A 12972-nucleotide genomic window follows, 5' to 3' on the forward strand; every position below is an offset into this window, starting at 1 on the left:
TCGAATGGACCTACATCTTCGGCGCCGTCGAACCCTCCACCGGCCAGTCCTTCGCCCTGGTCCTGCCCTATGCCGACAAGGCGATGATGAACCTCTACCTCGCCGAGTTCGCCGGCACCATTCCTGACGACGTCCATATCGTCATGGTTCTCCACGGCGCCGGATGGCACGGTGAAAAGGCCCTCGACGTACCGGCGAACATCACCCTCGTCGCGCTTCCGCCCTACAGTCCCCAACTTAACCCGGTCGAGCGGCTCTGGCTCTATCTGCGCGAGACCTCCCTCAGCCTCTGCGTCTTCCGCGACAGGCAAGCCATCATCGACGCTTGCTGCGACGCCTGGAACCCCGCCACCAAAGATCCGAGCCGCATCCAAACCCTCTGCAACTATCCCTACATCAAAGCGGTCAGTTCATGAGCGCGCCGGTAATCATAGGTCGAATTCACAATCATTGGGAGCATGTTGAGCACAGCGCATCACCCGCTTGGCTTCAAACGCGTTGTTGCGCACGTCCCAAGAACGTTCACCCGATTGCCCTGGGGATTTCCCGGAGGCTGCTTGGCTCGGAACCACGAAACTATTGGGTTGCACGCTACGCTGGATAGTCCGATCGGCGTAGCCCAATCCGCCTTCAAGCGTATCTGCGGGTAGGAAAGGCGCTTCGGCCTCACTCCAAGGGTCGCCTCGCTCCGCCCCACCGCCGTCTGTATCTTCGAGCCAGCGTAGATCGCAAGGAAGGACGTTGGTCGATGCGGGTTCTTGTAACGGGACATCAAGGATATATCGGGTCCGTCATGGTCCCGTTGCTGCTGAAGGCAGGCCACGAGGTTTCCGGGATCGACAGCAATCTCTACGAGCGCTGCACCTACGATCCGGGAGGCCAACAGGTTGCGGTCGAGACCCGGCGGAAGGACGTCCGCGACGTGCAGGCGAGGGACCTGGAAGGGGTCGACGCCGTCATCCATCTGGCGGCCCTGTCGAACGATCCGCTCGGGAATCTCAATCCGGATGTCACCTTCGAGATCAACCATCGCGCTAGCGTGGGGCTTGCGAAGGCCGCGAAAGAAGCTGGCGTCGAACGCTTTCTGTTCGCGTCGTCCTGCAGCAATTACGGACAATCGGGCGCCGAAATGATCGACGAGACCGGCGAGCTCAATCCGGTGACCGCCTATGGGCGCTCCAAGGTCCTCTCTGAGCTCGACATCTCAAAACTGGCCGACGGCCGGTTCTGCCCGACCTACCTGCGGCCTGCGACCGCCTATGGACTGTCGCCGCGCCTGCGCTTCGACATCGTCTTGAACAACCTCGTGGCCTTCGCGGTCACCGAGGGCATGATCTTCATGAAATCCGACGGATCGCCCTGGCGCCCAATCGTACATATCGCGGATATCTCGCGCGCCTTCATTGCTTGCCTCGCCGCGCCCAAGGACAAGGTCTGGAACGAGGCGTTCAACGTCGGCGCGACATCGCAGAACTACCGAATTCGCGAGATCGCCGAGATCGTCGCCGGCGTGGTGCCCGGCTGCGACCTGCGCTTCGCTGCGGATGCAGGCCCCGACACGCGCTCCTACCGGGTGAGCTTTGAAAAGCTCGCGCGGGTGCTTCCGGACGCCGTCCCGAAATGGGATGCACGCGCCGGCGCCGAGGAGCTCTACACCGCCTACCGGAAATCGCACCTGACGGCGGAGGAGTTTGAGGGCCCGCGGTACCAGCGCATCGCGCATATCAGGCAGCTGATGGCCTCCGGCGTCCTGGACGAGAAGCTGCGCCATCGCGCAGCGGCCGAGGCCGCTCCGGCCCTGTCGCTCGCCGTCTGACGAGGGGTTGCGCGGTGGATATGCTCGAGGACCCATTGCAGCCGCGAAGGCTGGACGAGGCTTCGGCGGCTGAGATCGGCGAGGCGATCTACTCGCTGGCCTGCGAGCTCTACCCGATCTGCCGCAGCATCACGGGGAGGGGCGTGCGCGAGACCCTCGAGATCCTTTCTCGCCGGATCGACCTTACACGACACGAGGTGCCGACCGGCACCGCGCTTTTCGACTGGACCGCGCCGAAGGAATGGACAATCCGCGACGCGTGGATCAAGGATGCGTCGGGCCGCAACGTCCTAGATTTTGCGGCCTCCAACCTTCACGTGATGAGCTACAGCGCGCCGCTTCATGCCAGGATGTCGCTCGACGAGCTGAAGAAGCATGTCGTCACGCTGCCCGAGCAGCCGGATCTCATCCCCTACCGCACCTCCTACTATGCGGAACGCTCGGCCTTCTGCATGGCGCACAGCGAGCTTTCCGCATTGTCGGAGGGTGAATACGAAGCCCTCATCGACTCCGAGCTGGCCGACGGGTCGCTCAGCTACGGCGAGCATGTCCATCGCGGGCGGACGGATCAGGAGTTCCTGCTGTCCGCCCATATCTGCCATCCCTCGCTCGCCAACGACAATTGTTCCGGGCTGGCTCTGCTGGCCTTGATCGCTCGGGCGCTGAAGGAGCGGGAAACGCGCTACAGCTACCGCTTCCTGTTCGCGCCCGGCACGATCGGAGCGCTCGCCTGGCTGGCGGCCAACGAGGATCGGCTGTCCCGCATCGCGCATGGGCTGGTCGTTTCCTGTGTCGGCGACGGCGGCGGCCCGACCTACAAGCGGAGCCGGCGCGGCGACGCGTTCATCGACCGCGCCATGGTTCATGTGCTGGCGCATACCGGGTTGAAGCCAACGATCCTCGACTTCTCGCCCTATGGCTACGACGAGCGGCAGTTCTGCTCGCCGGGCTTCGATCTTCCGGTCGGTCTTTTCCAGCGGAGCGCCTTCGGCACCTTTCCTGAATACCATACCTCGGCCGACAATCTCGACTTCATCCGGCCGATGCACCTGCAGGCTTCTTACCGGATGATCATGGATGCGATCGATATCGTCGAGGCGAACTGGACGCCGCGCAACTTGTCGCCGAAGGGGGAGCCCCAACTCGGCCGGCGCGGGCTCTATGCCGCAGTCGGCGGCGACAAGACGGGCGTCGCCGGCATGATGGCGATGCTCTGGGTGCTGAACCTTGCCGATGGCGAGCACTGCCTTCTCAATATGGCGGAGCGCTCGGGCATGGCATTCCGTGAGATCGAGAAGGCGGCGCGGCTGCTGCGCGAACACGGCCTGCTGGCCGACGCTTAGCGTTTTCAAGACGGGTCAGGCGGGCACTTCCTCCAGGAGCGGCCAAGCGAAGTCCCTCGCCGAGATGACGGTGAGCGGAACCGGCCAGATGATCCCGAGCGCAGGCTCGTCGTAGCGCAATCCGCGCGCGGCGTTCGGCGCGTAGAATTCGGAAATCTGGTACTGGACCACCGCATCATCGGTAAGGGTCTGGAATCCGTGGGCGAAACCCTTCGGGATCAGGATCTGCCGCTGGTTTGCCGGGGTCAGGACGACGGACAGCCACCGCAGATAGGTTGGCGATGCCGGTCGCATGTCGACGATCACGTCCCAGACCGCGCCCGCCGAACACGAAACCAGCTTCACCTCGGCGTGGGGATCGGCCTGGAAGTGCAAGCCTCGTAACGTGCCCTTGCGGATCGAATGCGAGCGACTGTGCTGGACGAATCGGGTTTCGAGGCCTCGCTGTTCGAATGTCTCGACGCAGAAGGTTCGCGCGAACGATCCCCGCTCGTCGATCACGGGCACGGGTTCGATGATGAAGGCGCCGTCGAGCACTGTTTCGGTAAACTGCATCTACGCCATCCAGCGGCCGTGGCCGAATGCCTCTTGCGCCGAGTGCAAGGCATCTCTGACGAAGATTGATGCCCGTCGGCCGGTAGGCCCGAAAGAGAACTCATCGGCGGGTCGCCCTCATCGGAAAGGGGTAGCAAGGCCATACCCCGGCTTCGACCTTCGGATGCAGCTAGCATGCTCCCGGCGAATACCGCCGTCTTTCGACGCCGTACCCTCCGTTCTATTCCGGTCGTTCGGGTAAATCGGCGATCCCTATGGCCGTATCGGCAGCCTCGTTCCCATCCCGTACCTTTCTCGCTCCGGCGACAAGCGCCGCCTCGTATCCATTCTCAAGAGCGTGGATGTCATGTCGTCAGTCGAAACCATTCCGCAATCCCACCGCGCGAGCGTAACGTCCGCATGCCGCCTTTGCGGAGCCGGATTGCGGCACACCTTCGTCGATCTCGGGATGTCGCCCCCCTGCGAGAACTTCCTGCAGGTCGATCAGATCGACGCGGTGGAACACTACTTCCCGCTTCACGTGCAGGTCTGCGAGCGCTGCTTCCTGGTTCAGCTCAAGGAATATATGAGCCCCAAGGCGATCTTCACCGAATACGCCTACTTCTCGTCCTACTCCACCAGCTGGGTCGCCCATGCGAAGGCCTATTGCGAGGCGATCGCCTCACGCTGCGGCCTTGTCGCAGACAGCCTCGTAGTCGAGCTGGCGAGCAATGACGGCTACCTTCTGCAGCATTTCCTGCCTATGGGCATTCCGGTGCTGGGGATCGAACCCGCCGCCAACGTAGCGCGTGCGGCGGTCGAAAGGGGCGTTCCGACCCTGGTCGACTTCTTCGGCGTTCGTCTTGCCACGGCGCTCGCGGCCGAAGGAAAGCAGGCTGATCTGATCGCCGGCAACAACGTGCTCGCTCAGGTTCCCGATCTCAACGACTTCGTGGCGGGGATGAAGATCCTTCTGAAGCCCACAGGCGTTATCACGCTGGAGTTCCCGCACCTCGAGAAGCTGATCGCCGAGAACCAGTTCGACACGATCTATCATGAGCATTTCTCTTACTTCTCGCTGCTGACGATCGCCGAGATGGCTAGGCGCCATCGGCTCAAGGTCATCGATGTCGAGGAACTGCCCACCCATGGCGGGTCGCTGCGGGTGTACTTGGCCCACGGCGAAAGCCGTCATCCGGTGAGCCTTGCCGTCGGCCAGCTCCTTGCCCGGGAGAAGCGGCACGGCTTGGCCGACATCGGGACCTATGCCTCGTTCGGGATGAAGGCCAAGCGCGCCAAACGCGACCTCCTGACCTTCCTCATCGCCGCGAAGAACGAGGGCAAGACGATCTGCGGCTACGGGGCGCCCGGCAAGGGAAACACGCTTCTCAACTACTGCGCGATCGGCAACGACTTCCTCGACTTCACCGTCGACCGCAACCCCTACAAGCACGGCCGCTTCACGCCCGGGATGCACATCCCCATCCACCCGGTCGAGGCGATCGACGCGGCCAAGCCCGACTACATCCTGATCCTGCCCTGGAACCTTAGGGACGAGATCATGAAGCAGATGCACCACGTCGCGGCCTGGGGCGCGAAGTTCGTGGTTCCGATTCCCTTCGTCACAGTCATCAATTCAGCGGAGTTCCGGAGATGAAAGTCGTCCTGTTCTGCGGTGGTCTGGGTACACGTATCCGCGAGTATTCGGAATCCGTCCCGAAGCCGATGATACCACTCGGCCATCAGCCCATCCTGCACCACGTGATGGAGTATTACAGCGAGCACGGGCATGACGACTTCGTTCTCTGCCTCGGATACAAGGCGAACGTCGTCAAGGATTTCTTCCTGAACATCCGGCCGACGACATTCGCTGACTGCGTCGTATCCGGCGGTGGAAAGGACGTGCAGGTCATCGGTGAAGTTAGCAAGGATTGGCGGGTCACGCTGCTCGACACGGGCATCTGGCGCAATATCGGCGAACGTCTTTGGGCCGCAAGGGATCAGGTTCGAGGCGAGAAGATATTCCTTGCCAATTACAGCGACGGTCTGACCGACGTCGACCTCGACGACATGGTCCGGCGCTTCGAGGTCAGCGGCAAGCTTGCCTGCTTCCTCGCCGTGCGGCCGCCCTTGACCTACCATCTGGTCGACATGGCCGAGGATGGCGGGGTTCGCGAGTTCCGCTCGTCGGACCGCTCTGACATCTGGATCAACGGCGGTTACTTCGTCATGCGTCCGGAGATTTTCGACTACATGCGCGAGGGCGAGGAACTGGTGCTCGAGCCTTTCGCTCGCCTGATCGCCGACAACCAGCTCATGGCCTACAAGCATGAAGGCTTCTGGCGGTCGATGGATACGCTGCGGGATTGGCAAGTGCTCGAGGATATGGTGGAGAAGGGTGACATGCCCTGGAACGCCCGCGTTAGCTCAGAGCGCAAGCGGCGAACCGTCATCCGGGCAATCCCATGAGGAGTCTAAGCCTCGCCCGTCCGGGTGAGGCCCTCGACATTCTCTGCCTCGGCGCCCATTCCGACGATATCGAGATCGGGCTGGGCGGGACGATCCTCAGCCTCATAGAGGCGAGGATTGAGCTCCGCGTCTCGTGGTGCGTGTTCAGCGCCATTGGGCCTCGCGCTGCGGAGGCGGAGGCGTCGGCGTCGGCGTTCCTCGCGGGCGCGACCGGCTACAGGCTGGAACTCGGCGAATTCGAGGACGCGCTGTTTCCGACGCAAAGCCGGGCTATCAAGGAGTGGATGATAAATATCCGAGGACGCGCTTCACCGGACGTCATCTTCACCCATGCCCGACACGACGCGCATCAGGATCACCGCGAGGTCAGTGCGCTGACCTGGAACGTCTTCCGCGATCATCTGGTCTACGAGTACGAGATCCCCAAGTGGGATGGCGATCTGGGGCGGCCGAATGCTTACTTTCCTATCACCCGACCGGTTCTGGAGAGGAAGATGACGCTTCTTCGCGAGCATTTCGGCACACAGCGATCGAAGGACTGGTTCGACGACGAGACGTTCCAAGCCCTTGCCCGCATCCGCGGCATGGAATGCCGTGCGCCCGATCGCTATGCTGAAGCGTTTGTTGCCCGAAAGATGCTGCTCTCCTGTGACGCAGGACCTCGCCCGCGCGGCTGAGGGCCGCCGAAGGCGCGGAACCTGGTCCTCAGCGGATGGGTGCATGAAGCCGGGGAAGAGACCGGCGGGCCCGCCCCTTCCGCTGAAGCCAGGCTGAAGCCGCCCCCCCACCTGGACGCGATGTTGAGTCGGGCCAGATACGCCTCCCCGATCTGTCATGATTCGCCGGTGGAGACAGTCTGACGAGCGGTCGCAGCATTAACGAGAGGCTCGTCCGACCCCGCAGAGACAGGCCAAAAAGGCGTCCGGCCGGCACTGCAGGATCATCTCGCACTGCGATCGTTTTCTTCCCGGCTTCTCGCTTGACAGTCCCCGATCTTGGCCGTAAACGACCGCTCATCAGCCGCTTCCGAGCGGTGGAGCGCGGGTGTAGCTCAGTCGGTTAGAGTGCCGGCCTGTCACGCCGGAGGTCGCGGGTTCGAGCCCCGTCACTCGCGCCACTTTCCCTTTCCAGGCAATCAGTTTCGTCACCGATCGAACATCGCCGCCGCCAAGCGGCGGCTTCGAGCCGACGGATCTCCGCAAATCATCGCCGGGTTGCTCCGTTTCACCCACCGTAGACGTAACCTGCCGGTGAGCATTCGCCCGCGCCCGAGAGCGGGTCAGATGCCCGAGCCAGCCTCCTCCTCGAAATTGCTCTCGTCGGCCGGCTGCGGCCATGGTGCCGCCGGCGCCCACGATGGCGCGGTCGGGGAGGGGATGGGCATCCAGGCCAGCAATTCGTCGTTGGCATAGGTGACCGGGCAGCCGGGATCGGAATCGGTAGCGATCCATTGCGGCTCGAAGGCGCCCCGCGGTGCCGCCCATCGCACCACATCCACTTCCGCCGGCCCCTGTTCCGTGGCGCGCACGGTCACCAGGATGCGGCTGCCGTCGCGCAGCGCCTCGCGCATCGGCTGCCAGTCTGCGGCATTGTGATCGGTCATGGCCATGCCCCTCCCGCTCTCGGCATTTACGCATTTGTGGCCGATCGTCGGATGCCTAAGCGGGGAACGCAACACCGGTCGTGTCATCGGGGGGCCGGTGCCGGCTTTTCCATGCCTTGGCCCCTGCCTGCGGCTGCGGAGCGCAGGTCCCGTGGACGGCGCTTCCCGCCTTGCTTCGGCTGGGAGAAGGCGATAGTTCTCGCCGCAACACGAAAGGCCCTTGTTTTCGCCGCCTTGATCCGCCGGATCGGATCTCCGGCGGCCTGCGGAAGGGATGATCGCGAATTTGCGGCCGTTCGATTAGTCACTATTGATTCTGGGGACATCGAGATGCCCGAACTTCTCGCATCCTATCTGCCGATCGTCATTTTCGTCGGCGTCGCATTGTTTATCGGTTTGGCCCTTCTGGTCTCGCCGTTCCTCCTGGCGTTCAAGGCACCGGACGACGAGAAGCTGTCGGCCTACGAGTGCGGCTTCGACGCCTTTGACGATTCCCGCATGAAATTCGACGTGCGGTTCTATCTGGTCTCGATTCTGTTCATCATCTTCGACCTCGAGGTCGCCTTCCTGTTCCCCTGGGCCGCGACCTTCGGGACCCTGGGCTGGTTCGGCTTCTGGTCGATGATGGTCTTTCTCGGCGTCTTGACGGTCGGCTTCATCTACGAGTGGAAGAAGGGAGCACTGGAATGGGATTGATCGACACCTCCCGCCCGCTCATCGCCCATGCGCCATCGACGGATGCCGGTGTCGCCGAGTCGAAGATTGTCGCGCCGACGGCCGACCCCTTCGTCACCGACGTGAACAACGAACTGGCCGACAAGGGCTTCCTCGTCACCTCGACCGAAGACCTCATCCAGTGGGCCCGTACCGGTTCGCTGATGTGGATGACCTTCGGCCTGGCCTGCTGCGCCGTCGAGATGATGCAGATGTCGATGCCGCGCTACGATGCCGAGCGTTTCGGCTTCGCCCCGCGCGCCTCGCCACGTCAGTCCGACGTGATGATCGTCGCCGGTACGCTGACCAACAAGATGGCCCCGGCGCTGCGCAAGGTCTACGACCAGATGCCGGAGCCGCGCTACGTCATCTCCATGGGCTCCTGCGCCAATGGCGGCGGCTATTACCACTATTCCTATTCGGTGGTGCGCGGCTGCGACCGGGTGGTCCCGGTCGACATCTACGTGCCCGGCTGTCCGCCGACCGCCGAAGCGCTGCTCTACGGCGTCCTGCTTCTCCAGAAGAAGATCCGCCGGACCGGCACAATCGAGCGCTGAGGTAAGAGATGATTCGCGAATACGCCACGAAGGATCTGGCCGACTACGTCGCCGAGACGCTCGGCGACACGCTGATCGAGACGGTCATGGCCTTCGGCGAACTGACGCTGGTCGTGGCTCCGGCCGAGATCGTGCGGGTGATGACCTTCCTGCGGGACGATCCGCAGACCCAGTTCATCAACCTCACCGACATTTGCGGCGTCGACTATCCCCAGCGCGAGCAGCGTTTCGAGGTCGTGTACCATCTCCTGTCGCCCCGTCAGAACCAGCGCATCCGCATCAAGGTCCGCACCACCGAGGACGCGCCCGTGCCCTCGATCACCGGGGTCTTCTCCGGCGCCGACTGGTTCGAGCGCGAGGCCTATGATTTCTACGGCATCCTGTTCACCGGACATCCCGACCTGCGCCGCATCCTCACCGACTACGGTTTCGAGGGCTATCCGCTGCGCAAGGACTTCCCGTTGACCGGCTTCGTCGAGGTCCATTACGACGAGGCCAAGAAGCAGGTCGTCTACGAGCCGGTCGAACTGCGGCAGGAGTTCCGCAATTTCGACTTCCTGTCCCCCTGGGAGGGGACGGAGTATGCTCTGCCGGGAGACGAGAAGGCCAAGCAGTAGCACGGGAGCGTGTGATGGGGACCAAGCGGCTTCAGGCGAAATGCCTGTGTGGTGGCGTGCGGATCGACGCCAATTTCGAGAAGGTGGAAGTCGGCGTCTGTCATTGCGAAACGTGCCGTCGCTGGACGGCGGGGCCCTTCATGGCAATCGACGGCGCCAGCAATGTCGTCGCCGCGGGGACCGACCTGATCGAAACGTACCAGTCGTCGGGATGGGGCGAGCGCGGCTTCTGCCGGGTCTGCGGCACGTCGCTCTTCTGGCGCAGCAAGGACGGCGAGCATTACGCGATGTCGGCGATGCTGTTCGACGGGCTGGGTGATGTCCGGCTGACGCAGGAGATCTTCATCGACTCGAAGCCGTCCTGGTACGCCTTCGCCAACGAGACCGAAAAAATGACGGGCGCCGAGTTCTTCGCGCAATTCGCGCCGCAGCAGGAAACGCCGAATGGCTGAGATCGACGTCCGCAACTTCAACATCAATTTCGGCCCCCAGCATCCGGCGGCGCACGGCGTGCTGCGGCTGGTGGTCGAACTCGACGGCGAAGTCGTCGAGCGGGTCGATCCGCATATCGGGCTCCTGCACCGGGGCACAGAGAAGCTGATCGAGCACAAGACCTATCTGCAGGCGATCCCCTATTTCGACCGCCTCGACTACGTCGCGCCGATGAATCAGGAGCATGCCTTCTGCCTGGCGATCGAGCGGCTCACCGGCGTCGAGGTGCCCAAGCGCGGCCAGCTGATCCGGGTCCTGTATTCCGAGATCGGCCGCATCCTCTCGCATCTTCTCAACGTGACCACCCAGGCGATGGACGTAGGCGCGCTGACGCCGCCGCTCTGGGGCTTCGAGGAACGCGAGAAGCTGATGGTCTTCTACGAGCGTGCTTCGGGCTCGCGCCTGCATGCGGCCTATTTCCGTCCCGGCGGTGTGCACACCGACCTGCCGCAGCAGCTCATCGAGGATATCGGCGCCTGGTGCGACCCGTTCCTCAAGGTCTGCGACGACATCGAAGGCCTGCTCACCGAGAATCGCATCTTCAAGCAGCGCAATGTCGACATCGGTGTGGTGGGTATCGACGACGCCTGGGCGATGGGCTTTTCGGGCGTGATGATCCGCGGCTCGGGCGTGGCATGGGACCTGCGCAAGTCGCAGCCTTACGAATGCTACGACGAGATGGATTTCGACATCCCGATCGGCAAGAACGGCGACTGCTACGATCGCTACCTGATCCGCATGATCGAGATGCGCGAATCGGTGAAGATCATGAAGCAGTGCATCGCGCAGCTGACCGGCGAGCACCGCACCGGCCCGGTCTCGGCGACCGAAGGCAAGATCGTGCCGCCCAAGCGCGGCCAGATGAAGCGCTCGATGGAGGCGCTCATCCATCACTTCAAGCTCTACACCGAAGGCTTCCACGTCCCCGAGGGCGAGGTCTATGCGGCCGTCGAGGCACCGAAGGGCGAGTTCGGCGTCTATCTGGTCGCCGACGGCACCAACAAGCCGTATCGCTGCAAGATCAAGGCGCCGGGCTTTGCCCATCTGCAGGCGATGGATATGCTGTGCCGCGGGCATATGCTGGCCGACGTGTCGGCGATCCTCGGTACGCTGGATATTGTGTTCGGCGAAGTCGATCGGTGATTCGACCGGCAGTGCGCCGCTCGGTGAGTCCCGATGACGCAGGCGCCGCACGACGCTCTCATCGATCCGTCGCGGGCATGTCCCGCGGCGGCGAGTATCGAGGAAAACCGCGCATTTGACGGGTTGTCGATGCGGCTTCTGGCCACTGGCCTTTTGCGGTTCGTGTGATAGAACGCGCCGCAACATAGCATGTTGAACTGGTTCTAAAGTCGAGGTCCGATGTCTGTCAGGCGTCTCGCGGACGATTCCATCCAGCCTCACGGCTTCGCCTTCTCCGAGGAAAATGCGGCCTGGGCACAGGCGACGATCCGCAAGTATCCGGCGGAGCGCCAGCAGTCGGCCGTGATCCCGTTGCTCATGCGGGCGCAGGACCAGGATGGCTGGGTCACCAAGGCCGCGATCGAGCATGTCGCCGACATGCTGGCGATGCCGCTGATCCGCGTCCTCGAGGTCGCGACCTTCTACACGCAGTTCCAGCTCAAGCCGGTCGGCACCCGCGCCCACATCCAGCTGTGCGGCACGACGCCCTGCATGCTGCGTGGCGCCGAGGACCTGAAGGCGGTCTGCCGCTCGAAGATCCATGCGGAGCCATTCCACCGCAACGAAGCCGGCACGTTGTCCTGGGAAGAGGTCGAATGCCTCGGTGCCTGCGTCAACGCGCCGATGGTCATGGTTTTCCACGACACCTACGAAGACCTGACGCCCGAGCGGCTGGAAGAGATCATCGACGCATTCGAGGCCGGTCGCGGCGCCGACGTGACCCCGGGCCCGCAGAACGGTCGCCACCAGTCGGCGCCGCTCGGCGGCCTGACCACGCTCAAGGGCGACTATGACGATCTGATCGCCGATCGGAAATCCGAGGGCGGTCCCGCCAACGGTGCGCCGGCGCAAGGGGCCGGGGCAGGGCAGGCCGTCTCGTCGCTATCCAAGGCCGGGCGCCCGGATACGGCCGCGGCCGAGACCGATCCGTCGATTTCAGCAGCCGGCAAGGCCGACGAGGCCAATGCCCCGAAGGGCACCGAGAGCGAAGAGAGCGACGAACTGCTCGCCGAGGCAGGGCCCGGCGCGGGCCATACCGGTGGTGCGCGCGAAGGCGCGACCGGCGAGGCGGACCGCGATGCCGCGGAAGCCGATCAGGTCTCGGCCGATTCTCCGAATGCCGACGTCTCGACGGCGGGCAATCTCGCGGCCAAGGAAGGCACCGCCGAGGCTGCCGTGGTCCGCGACGAGCGCCGGCCAGGCGATGTGCCGGGGAACCAGACCCGCGACGGCGAAGCGGTCGATCTGACCGGCCGCGACCAGGTGTCGCCCGGCACACCGGAGGCGCTTCGGTCCGATACGGCCGACACCAGTTCGGGGCCCGGCAATGCCGACCACTTTGCCAGCGAGGCCGAGCCCGCTGCCGCACCGGCCGAAGTCGGCGTCAAGCCTGCCGATCTCCTGGACGCGCCCCAGGGCGCCAAGGACGATCTCAAGCGCATCAAGGGTGTCGGACCCGTCATCGAGGGGCGGCTGAACGGCCTTGGCGTATTCCATTTCCGGCAGATCGCCGAATGGCGACCGGCCGAGCTGATCTGGATCGACGATTATTTGAACTTCCGCGGCCGCGCGGTGCGCGAAGGCTGGATTGAGCAGGCGAAGGAACTGGTAAGCTCCTCGTCTTCCGGTTCGGGCCAGCGCTGAT

Annotated in this window: 14 protein-coding genes and 1 tRNA gene; 13 read left to right on the forward strand and 2 right to left on the reverse strand. The window is 63.7% G+C overall.

Going from position 1 to position 12972, the window contains the following annotated elements; genetic code table 11:
* From VQ042_RS07630 to VQ042_RS07640, 3 genes are all read left to right on the forward strand, one after another.
* A partial coding sequence (locus tag VQ042_RS07630; protein ID WP_331817192.1) for a transposase occupies window positions 1-416 on the forward strand: 416 nt, incomplete at its 5' end.
* Window positions 417-748: 332 nt separating this feature from the next.
* Entirely contained in the window at window positions 749-1816 is a 1068-nt protein-coding gene (locus VQ042_RS07635) for an NAD-dependent epimerase/dehydratase family protein (protein ID WP_331817195.1), read from the forward strand.
* Window positions 1817-1836: 20 nt separating this feature from the next.
* Entirely contained in the window at window positions 1837-3159 is a 1323-nt protein-coding gene (locus VQ042_RS07640; RefSeq protein ID WP_331817385.1) for a DUF4910 domain-containing protein, read from the forward strand.
* A 15-nt stretch (window positions 3160-3174) separates the two neighbouring features.
* Here the strand turns inward: VQ042_RS07640 and rfbC are convergent, their stop codons facing one another.
* The gene (gene rfbC / locus VQ042_RS07645; RefSeq protein WP_331817197.1) at window positions 3175-3714 is read right to left on the reverse strand and encodes a dTDP-4-dehydrorhamnose 3,5-epimerase; all 540 of its coding nucleotides are present in this window, start codon (window positions 3712-3714) and stop codon (window positions 3175-3177) included.
* Between the two features lie 346 nt (window positions 3715-4060).
* On the opposite strand from rfbC, the gene VQ042_RS07650 reads away from it, so the two are divergent.
* The 4 genes from VQ042_RS07650 to VQ042_RS07665 all read left to right on the forward strand — a co-directional run bounded on the left by VQ042_RS07650 (window position 4061) and on the right by VQ042_RS07665 (window position 7279).
* Window positions 4061-5350 (forward strand): class I SAM-dependent methyltransferase, encoded by a 1290-nt coding sequence (locus VQ042_RS07650; RefSeq protein ID WP_331817198.1) that lies wholly within the window; start codon window positions 4061-4063, stop codon window positions 5348-5350.
* Complete coding sequence (locus tag VQ042_RS07655; RefSeq protein ID WP_331817199.1) at window positions 5347-6162, forward strand: sugar phosphate nucleotidyltransferase; 816 nt, start codon at window positions 5347-5349, stop codon at window positions 6160-6162. The genes VQ042_RS07650 and VQ042_RS07655 overlap by 4 nt, the downstream gene beginning before the upstream one ends.
* On the forward strand, window positions 6159-6839 hold the full coding sequence (locus VQ042_RS07660) for a PIG-L deacetylase family protein (protein ID WP_331817200.1): 681 nt from the start codon (window positions 6159-6161) through the stop codon (window positions 6837-6839). Before VQ042_RS07655 ends, VQ042_RS07660 begins: the two co-directional genes overlap by 4 nt.
* 363 nt (window positions 6840-7202) lie before the next feature.
* Window positions 7203-7279, forward strand: a tRNA-Asp gene (locus VQ042_RS07665).
* Window positions 7280-7441: 162 nt separating this feature from the next.
* Here the strand turns inward: VQ042_RS07665 and VQ042_RS07670 are convergent.
* On the reverse strand, window positions 7442-7765 hold the full coding sequence (locus tag VQ042_RS07670) for a hypothetical protein (protein WP_331817202.1): 324 nt from the start codon (window positions 7763-7765) through the stop codon (window positions 7442-7444).
* 330 nt (window positions 7766-8095) lie between these two features.
* Between VQ042_RS07670 and VQ042_RS07675 the strand changes: the two genes are divergently transcribed.
* From VQ042_RS07675 to nuoE, 6 genes are all read left to right on the forward strand, one after another.
* Window positions 8096-8461 carry an NADH-quinone oxidoreductase subunit A gene (locus VQ042_RS07675; RefSeq protein ID WP_331817204.1) on the forward strand — a complete coding sequence of 122 codons (366 nt, stop codon included), beginning with the start codon at window positions 8096-8098 and terminating at the stop codon, window positions 8459-8461.
* The gene (locus VQ042_RS07680) at window positions 8452-9036 is read left to right on the forward strand and encodes a NuoB/complex I 20 kDa subunit family protein (protein ID WP_331817206.1); all 585 of its coding nucleotides are present in this window, start codon (window positions 8452-8454) and stop codon (window positions 9034-9036) included. Before VQ042_RS07675 ends, VQ042_RS07680 begins: the two co-directional genes overlap by 10 nt.
* A gap of 8 nt (window positions 9037-9044) precedes the next feature.
* The gene (locus VQ042_RS07685; RefSeq protein ID WP_331817208.1) at window positions 9045-9653 is read left to right on the forward strand and encodes an NADH-quinone oxidoreductase subunit C; all 609 of its coding nucleotides are present in this window, start codon (window positions 9045-9047) and stop codon (window positions 9651-9653) included.
* A gap of 14 nt (window positions 9654-9667) precedes the next feature.
* Window positions 9668-10105, forward strand: coding sequence for a GFA family protein (locus VQ042_RS07690; protein ID WP_331817209.1), 438 nt, complete (start codon window positions 9668-9670; stop codon window positions 10103-10105).
* Entirely contained in the window at window positions 10098-11288 is a 1191-nt protein-coding gene (locus VQ042_RS07695) for an NADH-quinone oxidoreductase subunit D (protein ID WP_331817210.1), read from the forward strand. Before VQ042_RS07690 ends, VQ042_RS07695 begins: the two co-directional genes overlap by 8 nt.
* Window positions 11289-11507: 219 nt before the next feature.
* On the forward strand, window positions 11508-12971 hold the full coding sequence (gene nuoE, locus VQ042_RS07700) for an NADH-quinone oxidoreductase subunit NuoE (RefSeq protein WP_331817212.1): 1464 nt from the start codon (window positions 11508-11510) through the stop codon (window positions 12969-12971).
* Window position 12972 lies beyond the last annotated feature (1 nt).

Origin of the sequence: Aurantimonas sp. A2-1-M11 (assembly GCF_036549475.1) — a bacterium.
In the GTDB taxonomy this organism is placed as follows: Bacteria; Pseudomonadota; Alphaproteobacteria; order Rhizobiales; family Rhizobiaceae; genus Aurantimonas.